This is a genomic window from Paenibacillus harenae DSM 16969, from assembly GCF_000422465.1.
Lineage (GTDB): Bacteria > Bacillota > Bacilli > Paenibacillales > Paenibacillaceae > Pristimantibacillus > Pristimantibacillus harenae.
The window spans coordinates 146396-167519 of sequence record NZ_AULV01000013.1 but is presented as its reverse complement, the minus strand read 5'-3'; the positions used below and the strand labels follow the sequence as shown (position 1 = coordinate 167519).

Annotated in this window: 23 protein-coding genes and 1 riboswitch; of the genes, 21 read left to right on the top strand and 2 right to left on the bottom strand. The window is 51.5% G+C overall.

The features are described 5' to 3' along the window. Positions 1-748: 748 nt before the first annotated feature. Both H581_RS0100670 and H581_RS0100665 read right to left on the bottom strand, forming a co-directional pair. Positions 749-1186: a carboxymuconolactone decarboxylase family protein gene (locus H581_RS0100670; protein WP_028608321.1), complete on the bottom strand. Its 438-nt coding sequence runs from the start codon at positions 1184-1186 to the stop codon at positions 749-751. Positions 1187-1307: 121 nt separating this feature from the next. Then, positions 1308-2174 carry an RNA polymerase sigma-70 factor gene (locus H581_RS0100665; protein WP_028608320.1) on the bottom strand — a complete coding sequence of 289 codons (867 nt, stop codon included), beginning with the start codon at positions 2172-2174 and terminating at the stop codon, positions 1308-1310. Positions 2175-2447: 273 nt separating this feature from the next. Here H581_RS0100665 and spoIIR point away from each other — a divergent pair, with 273 nt between their 5' ends. The 21 genes from spoIIR to H581_RS0100560 all read left to right on the top strand — a co-directional run bounded on the left by spoIIR (position 2448) and on the right by H581_RS0100560 (position 21112). After that, entirely contained in the window at positions 2448-3176 is a 729-nt protein-coding gene (gene spoIIR, locus H581_RS0100660) for a stage II sporulation protein R (RefSeq protein ID WP_425414565.1), read from the top strand. A 140-nt stretch (positions 3177-3316) separates the two neighbouring features. Further along, a complete protein-coding gene (locus H581_RS0100655) occupies positions 3317-4378 on the top strand; it encodes an L-threonylcarbamoyladenylate synthase (protein WP_028608318.1) in 1062 nt (353 codons plus the stop codon). Positions 4379-4457: 79 nt separating this feature from the next. After that, positions 4458-5018 (top strand): manganese efflux pump MntP, encoded by a 561-nt coding sequence (locus tag H581_RS0100650; RefSeq protein WP_028608317.1) that lies wholly within the window; start codon positions 4458-4460, stop codon positions 5016-5018. Between the two features lie 27 nt (positions 5019-5045). Continuing rightward, a complete protein-coding gene (locus H581_RS0100645) occupies positions 5046-5624 on the top strand; it encodes a low molecular weight protein arginine phosphatase (protein WP_028608316.1) in 579 nt (192 codons plus the stop codon). Between the two features lie 92 nt (positions 5625-5716). Further along, positions 5717-5798: riboswitch (ZMP/ZTP riboswitch) on the top strand. Positions 5799-5897: 99 nt separating this feature from the next. After that, a complete protein-coding gene (gene rpiB, locus H581_RS0100640; RefSeq protein ID WP_028608315.1) occupies positions 5898-6356 on the top strand; it encodes a ribose 5-phosphate isomerase B in 459 nt (152 codons plus the stop codon). A 19-nt stretch (positions 6357-6375) separates the two neighbouring features. Continuing rightward, complete coding sequence (locus H581_RS0100635) at positions 6376-6978, top strand: TIGR01440 family protein (RefSeq protein WP_028608314.1); 603 nt, start codon at positions 6376-6378, stop codon at positions 6976-6978. A 73-nt stretch (positions 6979-7051) separates the two neighbouring features. Beyond that, positions 7052-8299 carry a serine hydroxymethyltransferase gene (locus H581_RS0100630; RefSeq protein WP_028608313.1) on the top strand — a complete coding sequence of 416 codons (1248 nt, stop codon included), beginning with the start codon at positions 7052-7054 and terminating at the stop codon, positions 8297-8299. Positions 8300-8970: 671 nt separating this feature from the next. After that, positions 8971-10650 (top strand): peptide ABC transporter substrate-binding protein, encoded by a 1680-nt coding sequence (locus tag H581_RS0100625; RefSeq protein ID WP_051250359.1) that lies wholly within the window; start codon positions 8971-8973, stop codon positions 10648-10650. Positions 10651-10773: 123 nt separating this feature from the next. Further along, complete coding sequence (locus H581_RS0100620; protein WP_028608311.1) at positions 10774-11709, top strand: ABC transporter permease; 936 nt, start codon at positions 10774-10776, stop codon at positions 11707-11709. Between the two features lie 3 nt (positions 11710-11712). Further along, a complete protein-coding gene (locus tag H581_RS0100615; RefSeq protein WP_028608310.1) occupies positions 11713-12657 on the top strand; it encodes an ABC transporter permease in 945 nt (314 codons plus the stop codon). Positions 12658-12690: 33 nt separating this feature from the next. Further along, complete coding sequence (locus H581_RS0100610; RefSeq protein ID WP_028608309.1) at positions 12691-13692, top strand: ABC transporter ATP-binding protein; 1002 nt, start codon at positions 12691-12693, stop codon at positions 13690-13692. Further along, entirely contained in the window at positions 13689-14645 is a 957-nt protein-coding gene (locus H581_RS0100605) for an ABC transporter ATP-binding protein (protein ID WP_028608308.1), read from the top strand. Before H581_RS0100610 ends, H581_RS0100605 begins: the two co-directional genes overlap by 4 nt. Before the next feature lie 301 nt (positions 14646-14946). Next, positions 14947-16056 (top strand): glycine-rich domain-containing protein, encoded by a 1110-nt coding sequence (locus H581_RS32630; RefSeq protein WP_051250358.1) that lies wholly within the window; start codon positions 14947-14949, stop codon positions 16054-16056. A 232-nt stretch (positions 16057-16288) separates the two neighbouring features. Next, positions 16289-16918 (top strand): uracil phosphoribosyltransferase, encoded by a 630-nt coding sequence (upp, locus tag H581_RS0100595; protein ID WP_028608307.1) that lies wholly within the window; start codon positions 16289-16291, stop codon positions 16916-16918. 38 nt (positions 16919-16956) lie between these two features. Next, entirely contained in the window at positions 16957-18105 is a 1149-nt protein-coding gene (gene wecB / locus H581_RS0100590) for a non-hydrolyzing UDP-N-acetylglucosamine 2-epimerase (protein WP_028608306.1), read from the top strand. A 191-nt stretch (positions 18106-18296) separates the two neighbouring features. Continuing rightward, positions 18297-18530, top strand: coding sequence for an AtpZ/AtpI family protein (locus H581_RS0100585; protein ID WP_028608305.1), 234 nt, complete (start codon positions 18297-18299; stop codon positions 18528-18530). After that, positions 18523-18906: an ATP synthase subunit I gene (locus H581_RS0100580; protein WP_028608304.1), complete on the top strand. Its 384-nt coding sequence runs from the start codon at positions 18523-18525 to the stop codon at positions 18904-18906. Before H581_RS0100585 ends, H581_RS0100580 begins: the two co-directional genes overlap by 8 nt. A 9-nt stretch (positions 18907-18915) precedes the next feature. Further along, entirely contained in the window at positions 18916-19674 is a 759-nt protein-coding gene (atpB, locus tag H581_RS0100575; protein WP_028608303.1) for a F0F1 ATP synthase subunit A, read from the top strand. A 114-nt stretch (positions 19675-19788) separates the two neighbouring features. Beyond that, positions 19789-20001 (top strand): F0F1 ATP synthase subunit C, encoded by a 213-nt coding sequence (gene atpE / locus H581_RS0100570; protein WP_028608302.1) that lies wholly within the window; start codon positions 19789-19791, stop codon positions 19999-20001. Positions 20002-20093: 92 nt separating this feature from the next. Then, the gene (gene atpF, locus H581_RS0100565; protein WP_028608301.1) at positions 20094-20576 is read left to right on the top strand and encodes a F0F1 ATP synthase subunit B; all 483 of its coding nucleotides are present in this window, start codon (positions 20094-20096) and stop codon (positions 20574-20576) included. Further along, positions 20573-21112, top strand: a complete 540-nt coding sequence (locus H581_RS0100560; RefSeq protein ID WP_028608300.1) for a F0F1 ATP synthase subunit delta — start codon at positions 20573-20575, stop codon at positions 21110-21112. The genes atpF and H581_RS0100560 overlap by 4 nt, the downstream gene beginning before the upstream one ends. The last annotated feature ends 12 nt before the right edge of the window (positions 21113-21124 follow it).

Sequence of the window (21124 nt, the reverse complement as noted above, 5' to 3'; positions counted from 1 at the left end):
TAAGTTGAACCGGAGAATTGCGCGACTCGAGTGGAGAGATATGGCTATCACATGCGACTTGATTCGTTTAACGGCCGCTACATACGTTATTTGTGCAATATCGGCCATTTTAAAAATGTAACGGAGCTGACAGACGCTATTTCCCGATATCAGCTCATTTTCGGGCTGAAAATCTTCGGATAAGGTCTGTAGCAGCCGTTACAATTTTGAAACGTGCTTTTTTAGCAAATAAGGGCTCAGACAACCGTTAGAGTGAGAATGATTAAAATCATCCCTCATGCTGCCTGGTGTACGGTAATTCATTTGTTCAACTTATATAGCAGGCGGAATGTGATTGGATTTGGACAGTAATAACTGGATATTGTGCTGTTATTTTGACAGAGACAGACGCGATCAATAAAATAACGGGATGATATGGATCTAAATCAGGCCATATCAGCGAAAAACGGAGTTTTTGTAAAAATAGATACGAAAATTCCGCTTATTACCTTCCATTCGTCTCTTATGGCTAAAATAGATACACGATTTCCTGTTATTTCACGTAAATCACTCACTCAATGAAAGCCGCAATAGCTCTAAGCAGTGAAGGTGGTTTCCGTCAAACCATCATCGTTTTTCAAGTGATTACGATGTTATCTTTTTATCTTAATTGTTTTTACCGTTAATAGCTGATTTACTGTTTACGATCATTTCCCCAAACAGTTACGAACGTGTTAGAACTACGCCAGACAACCTGCCTCCAACTCCCCTACTCCGGCATCATATTCGTACTAATCGCAATGCGGTTCCATGCGTTGATCGTGACGATGGCCATAATGATATCCCCGATCTGCTTGGAGTTAAAGTAACGCGCGGCCTCGTCGTATACCGCATCCGGCACATGCTCCTTCGTAATCACGGTAACGGCTTCCGTCAGCGCAAGCACGGCGCGTTCCTCCGGCGTGAAGTAGGGCGTCTCGCGCCAAGCGTTAAGCGCATAAATACGCTGCTCCGTCTCCCCCATGCTTCTTGCGTCCTTGGTGTGCATATTTATGCAATAAGCACATCCGTTTATTTGCGATGCGCGAATTTTAATCAATTCCTTCAGCACGCCGCTTAAGTCCGTTCCCTTCAAGTAACTCTCCAAGCCAAGCATCGCCTGATAAGCTCCGGGATTTTCTTTTGCCATGACGCTTCTTTGTGTCATTGACTCCATCTCCTCCATGTACGATTATTGTTGAAACCCCAAAGCCGAAGCGGCTTTGTATAATCATAGACAATACAACCCTCCCGTTTGTGACAACAATGAACATGTCGGACGAAATGGGTTACCGGATATGCCCCAGCTTCTCGGGATTCGCCAAAATAAAAATTTTATCGGCCTTTCCCTGTTGCTCGTCAATTTGAAAGCTTAAGACGCTTTTAACCTGTCCGTTTTCCATGAGAATAATGCCGGTCTGACCGTTAACGGCAGCGAACCGGTTGTCTTCGCCAAGCAAGCCGCGGGGAATAACGCCTTTCAAAAAAGCTAGCACGCGATCTCTGCCGAGAATCGGGAAGATGGCCGCCCGAACCTTGCCCCCGCCATCGGTGACAAGCGCGGCTTCCTCGGTGAGCAGCTCGACAAGCGCGTCAAAATCGCCGCTACGCGCCGCTGCGATAAAGGCGGCCGCAAGCGGTTCGGCCGCGGCGGATGGAGCGGGCAGCGCCGGTTGATTCTGCATCAGCTTGCTTTTGGCGCGGCTGTATATTTTACGGCAATTGGCCTCGGACTTCTGCAGATAATAGGCAATCTCCGAATACTCGTACTGCAGCGACTCCCTCAGGATGAATACCGCCCGTTCCACAGCGGACAGCTGCTCCAGCATGACAAGCAGGCCATAGGAAATGGTCTCGTTCCTATCGTACAGCTCCGCCGGATCCTGCTGAACCAAGCTGACATCAGGCTCGGGGAGCCAGTTTCCGGTATACACCTCGCGCCGCTTGCGCGCCGATTGAAGCAGATTAAGGCAGCGGTTGGTCAGCATCCGAATGAGATAAGCCTTCTCGTTGTTGACCTCATCGGGACGGTGACGGATATAGTCGGCAAAAACATCCTGCACCGCATCCTCCGCCTCGCTGTTGGTGCCGAGCATCCGATAGGCGATCGAATGGAGGAGCGGCCTGTAGGCCTCATATGAGTCGTGTACGTCCATTTGTGCATCCTTCCTTTTTTCAAAAAGATAAATGTCATGTTTATATTTTCCCAAGGCGTCAGCCGTTATGGTTGAATACCTTAATCATAACCATTTTTCTTCACTCTGGGAAAGTCCGCCGAAGGGAACGCGGACCGGGACGGAACCTTATGCCTTCGGAAAAAGACTAGATTACTAGGTTTATATAATCGCGATAGCGGACATACTGACGGATAGATACGTTCCGGAACGCAAGCGGACGCACCGACGGGTGCGGCGAGAGGAGCTTGTGTCATGTCCAGCTATTATTCCTATACTTCTAAATCTTTCTCATCAAATCCCTATAAAATGCCTTACCGCAAGTCGTACGGTTATATCCTGTTTGTCCTTATTCTCTTAATTATGAGCTGGGAGGCCCAGCAGATGGATGCGGCGGTCGCGGGCGGCCAAATTCCGCAGGAAGCGATCCGACTTCGTATATTGGCTAATTCCGATAATCCCGCCGACCAGATCGTGAAGCGGCTCGTCCGGGATGAGATCGTTCAAGCGATGAACGGCTGGGTGACGGGTCCTCAGTCCATTGAGGAAGCACGCCGGACGATCATGGCGCATATGCCGGAAATCGAACGAATTACGGCAAAAGTGCTGGAAAGCCGCGGGTTTAACTACGGCTCAGCGGCAGAGCTTGGAGTCGTGCCGTTTCCTACCAAAATGTACGGCAACAAGGTGTATCCGGCCGGCGAGTATGAGGCGCTCCGCATTACGCTCGGCAACGGCGAAGGCCAGAACTGGTGGTGCGTGCTGTTCCCGCCGCTATGCTTTATTGACGCCGCAAGCGGCGAAGCGGTTGCAGCTCCGGCCGAGGTATCGGCGCAAGCGGAGACGGTTGACGCCGATGCGGGGGAAGCCGTTCAGGCGGCGGCCGCTGAGGCCCCTTCCGGAGAGAACGCGCCGGAGGCAAAGTTCTTTCTGTGGGAAATGATCAAGTCGTTGATCGAATGGATAAAGTCGTTATTCTCCTAAGGTTTCATCCTAACGGCAGCTGCGTCTTCAGTCGAAGGCGAGGCTGCCGTTTTTGTTCCTTTACCCTTGCGCTTGGGTGCTTATGTTATAATAGCGTTGGATTGGTTAATTTAATCAAGAGCAAGGATTGAATGATAGAGATGACGATGACAACCATATGGCGAGTGAAGAGCCTTAGCGGAGACAAGCTCCGCTTGGGACTGAAAGAAGCGGCGGATCTGCTGCGCGAGGGCGGCGTCGTTGCTTTTCCGACGGAGACCGTCTACGGTCTAGGCGCCGATGCCCGCAGCACGGAAGCCGTAGGTAAAATTTTTGCCGCGAAAGGCCGCCCTTCCGATAACCCGCTGATCGTGCATATTGCCGACCGTTCGCAGTTGGGCGGGCTGGTGCAGCCGTATTCGCGGCTGGCGGCGGCGCTGATGGACCGCTTCTGGCCGGGGCCGCTGACGATCGTGCTGCCTGTTCGCGAGGGGGCGCTATCGCCGCTCGTTACGGCAGGGCTTGCTACCGTCGGCGTGCGGATGCCGGACCACCGGACGGCTTTGCAGCTGCTTGCGCAAGCGGGTTGTCCGGTTGCGGCGCCGAGCGCGAACCGTTCGGGCAGACCGAGCCCTACGCTTGCCGAGCATGTGCTGGACGACTTGGAAGGACGCATTGACGGCGTAGTGGATGACGGAGCGACCGGCGTCGGATTGGAGTCGACCGTCATCGAGCTTGCGGGCGAGCGGCTGATACATATTTTGCGGCCCGGGGGCATTACGCGGGAGCAGCTTCTGGAAGCGGCTCCGGATGCTTTTATAGACTGCGCGTCCTCAGAAGCCCCAGAAGCGGCTCCACGCTCGCCGGGGATGAAGTATGCGCATTATGCCCCGAAGGGGCGGCTTGAGCTTGTAGAGGGCAATCCAGGGGCAGTCGCCCGGTATATCCGCAAGCAGGTAACGGCGGCAAGGGAACGCGGAGAGCTGACGGGGGTGCTGGCCTTCGAGGAACGTATCGCCGCTTATGACGCGGACCGGAAATTCTCTCTGGGCAGCGAGCGCGAGCTGGAAGCGGCGGCGCATAGACTTTATGCGTCGCTCCGCGAGATGGACGCTGCCGGCGTTCAGTGCATCTGGTCGGAGGTTTGCCTAGAGCGCGGGATCGGCGCCGCGCTCATGAATCGCATGGCTAAGGCGGCTGGCCACCGGATCGTGCGGCTGTAGAGTAAGTCAAAAAGTATGTTTGTCCTTATGTCCGCATATGTTTGGTAGAGAGACCAAGCGGACATGGGGGAGATAGGCTGTGATCGATACACCATTACAAGCCGGGCAGCTGCTGACGCTGCTCATTATAGCGCTCGCGCTGGGGCTGGACGCTTTTTCGCTCGGACTCGGCATTGGCCTGAAGGGGATCCGGCTCCGGGAAGTCGTGAAGCTTGGTGCCATCATTGCGTTGTTCCATGTGTTGATGCCGCTTGCAGGCATGTTTGCCGGACACTATGTCGGCAGCCTTCTGGGGGGCGTGGCTACGACTGCCGCAGGCATATTGCTTGTGCTCCTCGGCGGACATATGATTTACAGCTCTTTGCGGGGCGACACGGTTCAATCCTTTGATCATCGTTCTTCACTGGGCTTGCTGGTGCTGGCCCTCAGCGTAAGCGTCGATTCTTTCTCGGTAGGCATTACGCTGGGGATGTTTGCGGCTAACATATGGGCGACGATTTTGCTGTTCGGTTTTTTCGGGGGGCTGTTGTCGGTGTTGGGTTTAATGCTCGGGCGCAGAGTCAGCGGCAATCTTGGCGAATACGGCGAGGCTTGCGGCGGCGCGATCCTGCTCGTGTTCGGCATCCTGTTTATCTTTTGAATCTAAATGCTGAAAGGAGCTGACGGTGTGAAACGGATATTATTCGTTTGTACAGGCAATACTTGCCGCTCGCCGATGGCGGAGGCCATGCTGCGCCGGATGGCCGCTCAAAGGGGCATTACAGTCGCCGTGCGTTCGGCGGGCGTCTCCACTGTCGATGGTCTGCCGGTGTCGGCGCATGCGATTGAGGTGCTGCGGCAGCGCGAGATCGGTCATACGGGCTCGTCGCGCGCCCTTACGAACGAGGCTGTGAAGTGGGCTGATCTGATATTGACCATGACGTCGAGCCACAAGAAAGCGCTGCTGCAGTGGTTTCCCGAAGCGGTTGAGAAGTCTTACACGCTCAAGGAATTCGCGAATCAGGATGACGGCGTGCTTTCGGATATCGAAGAGCTGGAAGGGCTTTATACGGAGCTTCATATGAAGCAGGCGCTCGGACAGCAGCTGTCCGCGATGGAGCGCAACCGGCTGCTGGAGCTGGAACGCCGCATTCCGAGCTTCGATATCGTCGATCCTTTTGGCGGATCCCTGTCGCTCTATAGAAGCTGCGCCGATGAAATCGAGTCCGCGATCGCCAAGCTGCTGGACAAGCTGACGAGGCGATAATTACGCAATTGCCTTCTCAGTTGCGGATTGATTTTTTGTATGGCTTCAGCTATTATAAAAAGTATAAGTGTGTAGCGGTTTTACACCAATATGGTTTCCGATGTAACTGGCGACGGAAGTGGGCTAACCACGGTGGAGCATCGGAATATACGGCCGGTCGCCTGGGCAAAGAGCAGCATGCTGATTTAGCATGTCATGCTCTTTTTTCGTCTTTTTTCGCAAAAATAGGTATACTAGCTCTGTGATGTTTCATTCCGAAGGAGGTCTTTTACGTTGAAAATTGCTATTGGTGCCGATCACGGAGGCTATAGCCTGAAGGAAGTGATCGTGCCGTTTCTTCAATCGCTTGGCCATGAAGTGGAAGACGTGGGCTGCAATTGCGATCAATCGGTTGATTACCCCGATTATGCATTGCCCGTATGCGACCTTGTGACGGGCGGCAAAGCGGAACGCGGCCTATTGATCTGCGGGACGGGAATCGGAATGTCGATTGCCGCAAATAAAGTGCGCGGCATCCGCTGCGCCCTGGTGCATGATCTATTCTCGGCGCAAGCAACCAGAGACCATAACGATACGAACGTCCTCGCCATGGGCGAGAGAGTTATCGGTCCCGGCGTGGCGCAGGAAATTATCCGCATCTGGCTGGAAACGCCGTTCTCGCAGGGCGAACGGCATGTGGGACGCATAAATAAAGTGAAGCAAATCGAAGAGAAGTATTCCCGGCTGTCTTGAACGGAGGGCGCTTGCTATGATGACAAACGAAGAAGCGCAACCGGTCGGAATCGCCGTTCAAGTTGAGACAATCGTTCGGGAGTTAATCGAAGCCGGCGGGCTTGCGGCGCATCAATTGCTTGTTATCGGCGTCAGTACCAGCGAGGTGCTGGGCAAGCGGATCGGTACGGCGGGAACGCTGGAGACGGCGGAGCAGATCTACGCGGGCGTGGAGGCAGTCCGGCGGGAAGTCGGCTTTATCCCGGTATATCAGTGCTGCGAGCACTTGAATCGCGCGCTCGTGGTGGACCGGACCGCCGCGGAGCGTTTCGGGCTGGAATTGGTAAGCGCGGTACCCGTCCCGAAGGCGGGAGGCTCGATGGCGGCATATGCCTACCGGCAGCTGGAATCGCCTTGCTTGGCGGAGGCCGTGCAAGCGCATGCCGGGATCGATATCGGCGATACGTTCATCGGGATGCACCTGAAGCGGGTGGCCGTTCCGGTTCGGCCATCGGTTCGAAGCATCGGAGAGGCTCACGTCACGATGGCTTTTACAAGACCGAAGCTCATTGGCGGCGTTCGCGCCGTGTACGAAATGGAGCGGGAGCTTAAGCCGGAGCAGTCGGCCGGCACATGCGATTAACGTTATCATGCAGGATTGGATGTCTTGATATCCCCTAATAAACGGGCATAATCACTTGAGGAGGAACTTATTTATGGAAAATTTACGCAAGCAGGACCCTGAAATTCTTAAAGCGCTTGGCCTCGAGCTGCAGCGTCAACGCGACAACATCGAGCTGATCGCATCGGAGAATATCGTAAGCGAAGCGGTGCTTGAAGCAATGGGGTCGGTGCTGACGAACAAATACGCGGAAGGTTATCCGGGCAAACGTTACTACGGCGGCTGCGAGCACGTAGACATCGTGGAAGACATTGCGCGCAACCGTGCGAAGGAGCTGTTTGGCGCAGAACACGCGAACGTGCAGCCGCATTCCGGCGCACAGGCGAATATGGCCGTTTATCTGGCTGCTCTAAAGCCTGGCGATACGGTACTGGGCATGAACCTGGCGCATGGCGGACACTTGACGCACGGAAGTCCGGTTAACGCATCCGGCTTGCTCTACAACTTCGTTGCTTACGGCGTACAAGAGGATTCCTTCACCATCGATTATGAAGAGGTCCGCAAGCTTGCGTTCAAGCACCGTCCCCGTTTGATCGTAGCAGGCGCCAGCGCTTATCCTCGAGTTATCGATTTCGAGAAGCTCGGCAAAATCGCTGTCGACGTAGGCGCATTGTTCATGGTCGACATGGCCCATATCGCGGGTCTGGTCGCGGCAGGTCTGCACCCTAGCCCGGTTCCGCACGCGCATTTCGTGACAACGACTACGCACAAGACGCTTCGCGGTCCTCGCGGCGGCATGATTCTGTGTCGACAGCCATGGGCGGCTGCCATCGATAAAGCGGTATTCCCGGGCTCGCAAGGCGGTCCGCTGATGCATATTATCGCAGCGAAAGCCGTTGCTTTCGGAGAAGCGCTTCAACCGTCGTTCAAAGCCTATGCCGAACAAGTGGTGAAAAATGCGAAGATTCTGTCCGAGGAACTGACAGCTAAAGGCATCAACATCGTATCCGGCGGCACGGATAACCACTTAATGCTGATTGATACACGCAACCTGAGCATTACAGGCAAAGCGGCTGAGCACGTGCTTGACGAAGTGGGCATCACCGTTAATAAAAACGCGATTCCGTTTGACCCGACTAGTCCGTTCGTAACATCCGGCATCCGCGTCGGAACGCCTGCGGCTACGGCCCGCGGCATGGACGAGAAAGCGATGAAGGTGATTGCAGAGGTTATCGCGCTTGTGCTTAAGAGTCCCGAAGATCAGGACGTGCTGGCAAAAGCGCGCGGCATGGTTCGTGATCTTACCGCCCAATACCCGCTTTATCCGAATATGACTTACTAATCGAACGAATCTCATACAATATATAATAATAAACACCGTCACGGGAATGAAACCGTAGGCGGTGTTTATTTTTATATCGATGTATTTCAATACGAATGTTAGTCATCAGCCGCTTGTCAAAATTATTCATTCAAGAAATTATGAATGTATTTATAAAAATAATCTCGAATAATAAATAACATGTAATCCCAATAATGGATCTTATATATCTCTATTACAAGAATGAAATGGCTTGAATCTGCATGGAATTGGAAGCCTTTCCGTTACAGCTTTCATGCAGAAACGGGTAAGGACGGGAACGTTTATTCGATTTATAACGGATAAGCATTAATGCATATCTGTAGTAATGCAAATACGTGGTAATGCTTAATCGTATTAGTGCTTATTCGTATTAATGCGAATGTGTGTTAATCTATTAATGCGATAAAGTCTATGAGAAAAAGCGGATGAAGTCCCGCAAACAAATAATAGCAGGCCGGGCCAGCTGAAATCGAACTTGGAAACTTTTGAGGTCAAGATTCGTGTTGACAATTATTAAAATTAAGTTGTATATTTTATATCGTTGATTAATAAAAAATTAATGTTAGTATTTATAACATGGGTAATTATTAGTCTGCTGTACCTACTAAAAGTTGGTTTCAAAAAAATGATATAAATGGGAGTTGATGTTTGTGAAAGGGAGTTTCAGAAAGCCGGCACAATTGATGCTGGTGCTAGTCGTTGCGTTAAGCATGCTTTTGTCTGCATGTTCGGGCAACAACAACAAACCGGATCCGTCGAATAATGGCGGCGCCGCCAACGGAGGAGAGACTAAAGCTCCTCAAGAGTTCCGTTTTACATTAGCCAGCGAGCCGCCAAGCTTGGATCCCGCTCTAATGACGGATGCTCAATCCAGTATCGTAGCTGCAGGTTTGTATGAAGGACTTACTCGTCTTAACACAAGCGGCGAGCCTAAAAATGCAATTGCAAAAGAAATTACGCCTTCCGAAGACGGCAAAACTTACACAATCAAGCTTCGCGACGACGTAAAGTGGAGCAATGGCGAAAGTGTTACCGCACATGACTTCGAGTATGCGTGGAAACGCGCTTTGAATCCAGAGACAGCTTCCGAGTATGCATACATGCTTTACTACATCGAGAACGCTGAGAAATATAACACAGGCGGTGGCACTGCCGATGAAGTAGGCATTAAAGCGACTGACGACTATACGTTGGAAGTGAAATTGTACACGCCTGCACCATACTTCCCAAGCTTGCTATCCCACTATACTTACCTGCCGGTTAACAAAGGTGCTGTAGACGGCAAGCCCGAGTGGGCTTCCGAACAAGCAACCATCGTATCTAACGGGCCTTTCCTTCTAAAGGAATGGAAACATGAGGACAAGCTTGTGCTGGAGAAAAACCCGGATTACTACAACGCGTCCGCTGTTAACTTCGATAAAGTAACGATTTCGTTGATTAATGATGAAAACACGGTTTACAACTTGTACGATACAGATAAAATCGACTGGATCGGCGCGCAAGCAGGTTCCGTTCCTACCGACAGAACGCCGCAGCTGGTTAAAGAAGGCAAAGCGGAAATCACTTCGGTCGCATCGACGTACTACTACCTGTTTAACAACAACAAAGCACCGTTTAACAACGCAAAAATCCGTAAAGCATTCTCAATGTCCGTAGATCGCCAATCGCTGATCGACAACGTTGCAAAAGCGAACCAACAGCCGGCATTCGGCTTGGTGCCGCCAAGCATAGCAGGTGTTGAAGGCAAAATGTTCCGCGAGATGTACCCAGACACGGATTTCTTTAAAGAAGACGTAGCAGAAGCGAAGAAGCTCCTTGCAGAAGGTCTGGCTGAGAGCAATCTGACGGCACTGCCGGAAATCACGCTTCTCTACAACACAAGCGAAGGTCACAAAGCGATCGCGGAAGCCGTCGTTGACATGTGGCGTCAAAACCTGGGCGTAGAAGTGAAGCTGGCTAATCAGGAATGGGGTACATTCCTGGAATCGAGAAAAGCGGGTCAATTTGATATCGCCCGTTCCGGTTGGGGCGCGGACATCAACCATCCGATCAACTTCACTTATGATTTGATTCATTCGAAATCCGGCAACAACGACGGTAAATACAACAACCCTAAAGTTGATGAGCTTCTGAATAACTCGCTGGTTGCCGCTACGCCTGAAGAAAGCGTCAAAATGATGGCGGAAGCTGAGAAAATCGCTTTTGCTGAAGACATGGGCGCAATGCCACTGTACTACTACACGACTGTAACGATGATAAAAGACGGATTTAAAGATGTAATATCCGACTATGCAGGTCATATTGACTGGGTATTTGGCAGCAAAGAGTAGATCACTCATGATTGTCAATCTAATAGGCAGCTAACTTAGAGCAACTTATTTCGGAAGGGTATATATAGTCTCTATATATACCCTTTTGAAATGTAATCAAAGATCGAGAGAGTGGGTGATCGCTTGGTCCGCTATATTTTAAGCAAATTTATGTTTATGCTGTTGTCGCTTTTTTTGCTTATTACAGCTACTTTTGTCTTAATGAACGCCATACCCGGCAGTCCGTTACAGTCAGAGAAGGCGACAAGCGAGCAAGTTCAGAAAAACTTGGAAGCGTATTACGGTTTGGATAAACCGCTTATCGTGCAATATGGAACCTATTTGAAAAATCTTGTTCAAGGCGACTTGGGCATTTCCATGAAGAAAAAGTTTCAGTCCGTCGACAAAATGATCGCACAATCATTCGGCTACTCGCTGAGGTTGGGTCTTTCGGCCATTGTAACATCTGTTGTCGCAGGGAGCGTGCTGGGTATTTTGGCCGCTATGCATCATCGCAAAACATTGGATAACTCCGCAATGATATTAGCTGTATTAGGTCTGGCCATTCCAAGCATCGTTTTGGCTCCGCTATTACAATACTTATTTGCGGTTAAGTTAAGAATCTTCGAGGTAGCCGGGCTGAACGGCCCAATGGATTACGTATTGCCGACCATCGCTTTGGCGTCTGGTCCTATTGCTTTTATCGCAAGATTGCTAAGGTCCACCATGATCGAAGTATTGAATGCGGATTATATTAAAACTGCCAAATCCAAAGGACTTTCCGGGTACGTGATCGTTATGCGGCATGCGCTGCGCAACTCTATGCTGCCTGTCGTAACGTACTTAGGTTACCTTACGGCCGGGATCATTACGGGGTCCGTGGTCATTGAGGAGATTTTCGGTATTCCGGGAATCGGAAAGTACTTTGTTCAGAGTGTAACTGATAGAGATTATCCTTTAATTATGGGGATCACGATTTTTTATGCCATTATTCTGATGGTAACCCGATTTTTGGCCGATATCGCTTATGTGTTCGTTGATCCGCGCATGCGGGTGTCCGGCGGAAAGGTAGGGAAATAGATTATGTCGAAGAGAGTAGATATCAATTCCTTGGGCAATCTGCCGCCTGGAATGTTTGAAAAAATCAATCGCAGTAATGCCCATATTGATGAGGCTGGACGAAAAAGCTTGACGGCTTGGCAAGACATAAAGATCAGGTTGCTTGGCAACAAGCTGGCCATGACGGGTTTCTGGATTATTATAGCCATCATAATTTGCGCAATTTGCATACCGTTCTTTTCGCCTAACGACCATTTCACGAATGACTTGACAAACACGAACCAACCGCCAAGCGCGGCGCACTGGTTCGGTACCGATGACCTTGGACGCGACCTGCTGGAGAGAACCTGGAAGGGTGCTCAAATATCCCTCTTCGTCGGTCTGATGGCGGCGTTGATTGATTTGATTATCGGAATCATCTACGGCGGTATTATGGGTTATTACGGCGGTAAAGTGGATGAAGTTATGAACCGGTTTGCCGAAATTTTATATTCGATTCCTTATCTTCTTGTCGTTATCCTGCTGCTGGTCGTCATGGAGCCAAGCTTAACGACCATTATCATTGCGATGTCGATTACGGGCTGGATCAACATGGCCTGGATCGTGCGCGGTCAGATTATGCAGCTCAAGAACCAGGAGTACGCTTTGGCTTCCAAGTCCCTTGGCGCGGGCGCCATGCGTATTATTTTCCGTCATTTGATTCCGAACGCGATGGGTCCTATTCTCGTTACCCTGACGCTGACGGTGCCAAGCGCGATCTTTACCGAAGCGTTCCTCAGCTTCCTCGGACTCGGCGTTCAATCGCCGGTTGCGTCATGGGGAACGATGATCGACGACGGCAGGAGCGCGATGACGATTTACCCTTGGAGATTGCTGTTCCCGGCATTCTTGCTGAGTTTGACGATCTTTGCCTTTAATGTATTCGGCGACGGCCTGCGGGATGCGTTCGATCCGAAGTTGAAAAAATAACAACCCGTTTAACGGAGAGGAGGTCAAGGCTAGATGAAGACCTTGCTGGAAGTGAAAGATTTAAGCGTATCCTTCGACGTTTACGGCGGTGAAGTGCAAGCCGTCCGCAATGTAAGCTTCGATGTGAAGAAGGGGGAAGCGGTCGCGATCGTCGGCGAGTCCGGCTCCGGGAAGAGCGTTACGGCTCAGTCGATCATGCGGCTTATTCCATCACCTCCGAGCAGAATCAAGAACGGCTCCGTCTTGTTCGAGGGCGAGGAGCTGCTGTCTCTTTCGGAGAAAGACATGCAGAAGGTGCGCGGCAACAAAATCGGTATGATCTTTCAAGATCCGATGACATCCCTGAATCCGACGATGACGGTCGGGGATCAAATCATGGAGAGTCTAATCAAGCATCAGGATGTAAGTGCGGCGAAAGCAAAGTCGCGTGCGATTGAAATGCTTCACCTTGTCGGCATTCCGAATCCGGAATCGCGGATTAAGCAGTACCCGCATCAGTTCTCGGGCGGCATGCGCCAACGGGTTATGATTGCCATTGCGCTGGCATGCAATCCGTCTCTGCTGATCGCGGATGAACCGACGACGGCGCTGGATGTGACGATTCAAGCGCAAATCATGCGCGTCATGAAAGACCTACAGGAGAAGATGGGAACATCCATCATCCTGATTACGCATGATTTGGGTATTGTAGCGGACGTATGCGACCGCGTCATCGTCATGTACGCTGGCCGAGTGGTAGAGACGGGCACGAAATGGGAGATTTTCCAAAACCCGCAGCACCCGTATACGAGAGGGCTTCTGCGCTCCTTGCCGCGTCTGGACCAAAGGAAGGATGAGCCGCTTATTCCGATTCCCGGCACGCCGCCGGATCTGATTAAGCCGCCGACAGGCTGCAGCTTCTGCGCGCGCTGCGACGAAGCGATGAAAGTATGCGTGGATAACGATCCGGATCTGAGCGCCATTAAGGGAAGCGATTCCCATGCGGCTGCTTGCTGGATGCTGCATCCTCACGCCAATCGGGAGGTGCCGGTATGAGCTCTCCGTTAGTTCAAGTAAACGATCTGCGCAAATTTTTCAATTTAGGCAAAGGCAGTATTCTGAAAGCCGTTAACGAGATCAGCTTCTCCATCGGACGAGGCGAGACCGTAGGCGTCGTCGGCGAGTCCGGCTGCGGCAAATCGACGGCGGGACGCACCATTATGCGCCTTTATGAACCGACAAGCGGCGGCGTTTCTTTCGACGGGAAGGACATCTACAAACTGCGCGGCGCGGAACTGAAGGCGCTCCGCCGCAATATGCAGATGATCTTCCAGGATCCGTACGCATCGCTGAATCCCCGCATGACGGTTACCGACATAATCGGGGAAGCGCTGGACATTCATAACCTTGCCGGAAGCCGCGCCGAGCGGAAGAAGAAGGTGGAAGGCTTGCTTGATTTGGTCAACCTGAATCCCGAGCATGCGACTCGTTATCCGCATGAGTTCTCCGGCGGCCAACGTCAGCGTATCGGCATTGCGCGCGCGCTGGCGGTAGATCCGAAGTTCATCATTGCGGATGAGCCGATCTCCGCGCTGGACGTGTCCATTCAAGCGCAGGTGGTCAATCTGATGCAGGATCTGCAGCGGAAGATGGGACTGACCTATCTGTTCATCGCGCATGACTTGTCCATGGTTAAGCATATCAGCGACCGCGTCGCGGTTATGTATTTGGGTAAAATCGTTGAGCTGGCGGAAAGCAGCGAGCTCTATGACAATCCGCGCCATCCGTATACACGGGCGCTTCTTTCGGCGATACCGATTCCGGATCCGCAGGTGGAAGCCGAGCGCGAGCGTATCGTGTTGAAAGGCGACCTGCCGAGCCCGATCAATCCTCCGAGAGGCTGCCAGTTCCACACGCGCTGCCCGATCGCAACGGAGAAATGCAAGACGGATGAACCGAAGCTGCTTGAAGTGAGCAAAGGTCACTTTGCATCTTGCCATTACGCATAATTTAACGAATAGAGCCTGTCTCGTAAGCAGATAAATCTGCTTGGGACAGGTTTTTTCGGCTTTGTGCCGCCAAAAAAAGTTTTGGAACGAATCGCTTGAAGATGCGCTAAAGGTACGTGTGAACCGTCCAACCGTATCGACCGGAAACGAGAACATGCGTTCCTTTTTTATTATATAGCTAAAAAACCAGGAAGGAAAGAACTTTTTGCCGGCTTATTCAAAAGTTTACTTCTTAACGGATGTTGGAAACAGGGGGGCATGTGTTAATATATGGATAAGATAAACGGATTAGGGGGATATGATGACTGAAATCGTAATTTTGTTTCTAATTGCTATCGTCATAATTATTATTGTCAATGCCGTTACCAAATGGAATAAGGCGAAGGGGGATTCATCCCTAGTCTCAGAAGGCGGAAGGAGCACTTACGGCCGAACGAATGCCTTTGCTCCTTGGCCGGCCGCAGAGATGCCGGCTGCTCTCGGCGTTCCTTACGGTCATCCTGCACGGACAGCCGCTGAAAGATTGGAATCGGCGCTGGGCTTTGACACGGAAAGCCGGGTAAAGGACCGGGTGCTGAAGGAACAGCCGAAAATGAGCGACAAGGAATGGGACTGGACTTGGTTCGAGCTCAAACGGTATTTTCTTATGTGCGGGATTCTGCGCGGCGTTCCGATGTACAGCCGGCAGGCGGATGCGCTGTGGCATGAGTTTCTTATGTTTACCAGGGAATACGAGCAATTCTGCACGCGTTTCTGCGGTGAAATGATTCATCATGCGCCGCATGCCCCGGGCGTTCAACCGTCCCTGGATGAACGTGCTTGGTTCGATTGGGTATACGGCGAGCTATTCGAGCAGGCGCCGGCAAGCGGCAGAATATGGGGAGCGTTCTTCCGGACCCGGATGGCAGATCAAAGGCTGGAGGAGCTGGCAGGCTGGAGCGATGAGGCGCTGCGCGAACAATGGTTTAATCTAAAGTCGACGGCTAAGCATACAGACTTAAGGGAGACGGTCGATTATTTAATCGGTCGCGTCAAGTCCCAGCTGACTGCGGCGCACAGGGGCGATAAGTCATACGGCAGAACGGGTCAAACGGTATACGGCGGCGGTTATGATACCGCGGCAAGCTCGGTCGGCCTGCTCTCGGGTCTTCTCATTTTCCACTCGCTTTCCAGTTCGGACGATTTTGCGCGGCAAATGGATCAGGAGCAAAACGAAGAAGAGCGGAAAGCCAACGGAAGCGGCGATTCCACATCCGGCTGCAGCGGTTCGTCGGATAACGGCAGAGACAGCCATTCCGGAGGCGATGACGGCGGGGGAGGAGGCGATTCTTCTGGCGGAAGCGGCGGAGACGACGGAGGAGGTTCCTCCTGCGGTTCCTCCTGTGGAGGCGGGGGCGGCTGCAGCAGTTAGATACCTTGCGATATTTCGGGAATGAGGGCAGCGTCGAACGGCGCCGCTCTTTTTTTCACAGATAGCGGCGGGCGATTTTGGATTAGTTTTACAATTCGTTACGAATACTAAGAATGATTGATGGATTTCCTCCTCTTCCCGTAAATCTCAAGATGCAACGGCCTGTTTACAATGCTATAATATACGGGATTGTGTTAGGGCCTACAATGATAAACGGGAGGAATACCGCTCCATGAGCAAATTAATCATTTGCGACCATCCGTTAATTCAGCATAAGCTGACTTTTATTCGGAATAAAGAAACGAATACAAAAGATTTTCGGGAACTGGTTGATGAAGTCGCTACATTAATGTTATACGAACTGACGAGGGAAATACCGCTGGAGACGATTAAGGTGCAGACGCCGGTCGCCGAGATGGATTCGAGGATTATTTCCGGCAGAATGCTGGGTCTTGTTCCGATCCTGCGCGCCGGACTCGGCATGGTTGACGGCATATTGAAGCTGATTCCTTCCGCGAAGGTCGGGCATATCGGCCTTGCGCGCGATCACGAGACGCTGCAGCCGAAGGAGTACTACATTAATCTGCCGACGGATGCTCCGAACCGCCTGCTGATCGTGATCGATCCGATGCTGGCTACGGGCGGCTCCGCGATCGCGGCGATCAACTCGCTGAAGAGCCGGAATTGCGATCAAATTAAGCTGATGTGCCTTATTGCCGCTCCCGAAGGCGTCAAGGCGGTACAGGATGCCCATCCGGACGTCGATATCTACATAGCGTCTTTGGATGAGCGGCTTAACGAAAAAGGCTACATTGTTCCCGGCTTGGGCGATGCCGGCGACCGGATGTTCGGCACAAATTAGCGCTTCGAGGCGCGAGTTCATATTAGGAGTGGAATGTTTTGTCTAAACTGAAGGTAATGACAATTTTCGGAACCCGTCCGGAGGCGGTTAAGATGGCGCCGCTCGTGCTGGAGCTGCAAAAGCGCGAGGACGAGATTGAATCGATCGTATGCGTAACGGCGCAGCATCGTCAAATGCTGGATCAAGTGCTTGATTTTTTCGAAATTAGTCCTAACTACGATTTGAATGTGATGAAGGACCGTCAGACGCTGACCGAGACGACAGTGCGCGTGCTGGAAGGCCTGGATCCCGTGCTGGCGCAAGCAAAGCCGGACATCGTACTCGTTCACGGCGATACGCAGACGACTTTCTTGGCCAGCTATGCGGCGTTTCTGAAGCAAATTCAAGTCGGCCACGTGGAGGCGGGTCTCCGGACGTGGAATAAGCTCTCCCCGTACCCGGAGGAGATGAACCGGCAGCTCGCAGGGGTGCTCTCGGATGTGCATTTTGCGCCGACGGAATGGTCGGCGGGGAATTTGCGCAAGGAGAACAAACCGGAAGCTGCCATTTATGTGACCGGGAATACGGCTGCGGATGTGTTCCAATATACGGTTGACGAGACATTCACGCATCCGGTCATCGACTGGGCGAAGGGCAAGCGGATGATTCTGATGACGGCGCACAGGCGGGAAGCGCTCGGCGAGCCGCATCGGAATATTTTCAACGCGGTCAAACGGATTGCGGACGAGCATGAGGATGTTGCGGTCGTGTATGCAGTCCATCCGAATCCGGCGGTAAGGGAGCCGGCGAATGAAATATTAGGCAATCATCCCCGAATACGGCTGATTGAGCCGCTCGACGTATTCGAATTCCATAATTTTTATCCTCATGCCTTCATGATCATGACCGATTCCGGCGGCTTGCAGGAGGAGGCGCCCTCCTTCGGGGTGCCGACGCTGGTGCTGCGCGATACGACGGAACGTCCGGAGGGAATTGAGGCCGGCACGCTGGAGCTGGTCGGTACGGATGAGGAGAGGGTTTACAGCAGGGCGAAAGCGCTGTTGAATGATTCGCAGCTGTACGAACGCATGAGCCAGTCTGCCAATCCATACGGAGACGGCCGGGCTTCGGAGCGGATCGTGGATGCGATCTTGCATCATTTTGGAAGACTCGGGCAGCGGCCGGACTCGTTCACACAACGTTCATAGTTTTCGAGACGATAACAGACTGCTGCTCAAATGTACAGCATACAGTAGTACTGTACGGTTTTCACCGCTCGGAACGCCTTATAAATCAAGGGTTTTGGTCGATGCATTTGTCAAAAGTTTGTCGTTATATCAATTGACAAACCTTGCGCCGCTTCGATAAAATAAATGAGGATTGACAGGGGTATAAGCCTATGAGCAAAAAGAACAGAAGAGACAATCCGCTCTTCGCCGCAGGACTCGTCGGCGCGCTCGGAATTCAAGTCGCATTTTGTATCTTTTTAGGTTATTGGATCGGATCCTATTTGGACAACCGCTTAGGAAGCGGAAGGGGTTGGACGATTGGAGGCATCCTGGTCGGTCTGGCTGTCGGACTGCTCTCAGCCATTCTGCTGGTTAAGAAGGTAATGGAGGATTCCGATGGATAATATTATGAGGTCAGCCATGCGTACAATCATCTATATGATGTCGGCTTGTCTCATTTTGTGGGCTGTTCTCCCGGAATGGCAGACGGTGACACTTGGTCTAATCGTAGGCTTGGCGGCAAGTTCAATGAATGCGTTTTTATTGAAGCGCAGAGTGAATATGCTTGCACAAGCAACATTGGAAGAAGGTTCTCGGAGGCGCGGATTGGGATTTGGCAGCCGCATAGCGACGGTTTTGCTGGTAGCGATGATTGCTTATCGTTATCCAGAGACTCTAAATATGCCTGCTGCATTACTTGGCAGTATGGTCATGCCGTTCGTAATCTTAGTAGTTGGAATTATTCACAATGTGAAAGAAAATAATAGCGGAAAGGGGTGAAATAGTTATATGCATTTATTTCCCATCGCGGAGTGGAATGGCATGCGTTTCGATATCGCTGCGATGATTGCAATTCTCGTTTCCGTCATCATCACGATCGTAGTGGCACGATTGGCCGTTCGCAACTTGTCGGTGGATAACCCATCCAAGATGCAGAACTTCATGGAATGGGCTGTAGATTTCATGCACTCCACCATCGCAAGCTCGATGCCGGTTCACAAGGTCAGACCCTATCTGGCGCTAGGGATGACGCTTATTATGTTCATCTTTATCTCCAATCTGTTGGGACTGCCTTTGCTGATCATTACGGACATACATGAAGCCTTTCCGGCTATTGGCATCACTCAAGATTATCTTGATTCCCATGGCGGTGCCGCTCACGTTGCTTGGTGGAAATCACCTACGGCTGACTTATCCGTGACAGCAGGTCTTGCGCTCATCGTGTTCGTTCTCGTTCATTATCTTGGGATGAGATTGAACAGAAAACATTACCTGAAGCATTATTTCCATCCGTACCCGGTGTTCTTTCCAGTCAATCTCATCGAGACGGTTGCAAAGCCGGTTACGCTTGCTCTTCGTCTATTTGCTAACATTTATGCGGGTGAGGTTCTTATCAGCACGATTTTGATGCTAGGTTGGGCAGGTATTCCGTTCATGGTTGCATGGCAAGGTTTCAGTATTTTTATCGGCGCCATTCAAGCATTTTTGTTCACGGTTCTCACCATGGTATACATCTCGCAGGCAACTGTGCATGATGAGGAGCACTAAGATTAAGTCACGCTTTATCTCCAACTCGATGGCATTGTCAGTAACTCGTTGATTTGGAGCTGGATCGAATAGATAATAACAAAAAAACAACGAATTTTGAGGAGGATTTTTCAAATGGAAGTATTGGCAGCAGCTATTGCAGTAGGTTTAGGTGCGATTGGCGCAGGTATTGGTAACGGCATGATCGTAAGTAAAACGGTTGAAGGTATCGCTCGTCAGCCTGAACAGAAAGCGGCCCTTCAAACAACAATGTTTATCGGTGCGGGTATTGTCGAAGTTGTGCCTATCATCGGCGTCGTTATCGGTTTCTTGGCGTTCTTCAGCTAATAGGCAACATACACGATTGGCGGGGAAGGCCTAGCCCTCTTCGCCTTTGTTTTGATTAAAAGTCTTATTGGGTTAAGAAAGGAGTGGCAGCTATGGATTTTGTGTGGACATCGACCGTGATTACGATCCTAGCATTCCTGCTTTTATACTGGGGTTTGAATAAATGGGCATTCGGACCACTGTTTGGCGTGATGGAGAAGCGTAGACAGCTGGTGCTCGAGCAAATGAACACGGCGGAATCCAGCCGTAAGCAAGCGGAGCAAGCTTTGTCGGATCAGAAGGCTGCGCTCGACCAAGCTCGGAAAGAAGCTTACGAAATCATTGAGCAAGCGAGAACAACAAGCACGAAGCAAGCAGATGACATCGTTCAATCGGCTAAGAGCGAAGCATCTCGTCTGAAGGACGACGCTGTCAAGGACATCGAAACGGAGAAGGACAAGGCAATTGCAGCTCTTCGTACGGAGGTCGGCAATATTTCGGTCCAAATCGCTTCGAAAATCATTGAGAAGCAGGTTGACGAGAAATCCCAGGAGCAGCTGGTTGATCAATACCTGAAAGAAGTTGGAAGCAAATGAGCCGGGATACGGTCGTAGCGAAGCGCTACGCTAAAGCATTGTTCGAGCTTGCCGCGCAGCAACAGCTCGTGTCCGAGGTAGAGGCTCAGTTGAAGCTGATCGTCGAAACGCTGGAGCAAGACGAAGATGTCCTGAAATTTTTGTCCTTGCCAAACATCGATACGGATAAGAAAATCGCTTTGCTGAAAACGGCGTTCGGCGATCGCGTATCCGTGCTCGTGTTAAATACGGTGGAACTGCTGATTACCCGCGGACGCGAAGACGTAATTGCCGAGGTATACGAGGCGTTCGTGAAGATCGCCGGCGAAGCGCTCGGTCAAGCGCACGCTACGGTATATGCCGCTAAGGCTCTCACGGATGAAGAGCTTGCGGGCGTAGCGGCGGAATTCGGCCAATTGACCGGTAAAACCATTATCGCTGAACAAATCGTAGAGCCATCCTTGCTGGGCGGCATGCAAGTACGTATCGGCGACCGTCTCTACGACGGCAGTTTATCCGGCAAGCTGGAACGTTTGCAAAAATCGTTTAAAATCTAATGCACTGTAGAT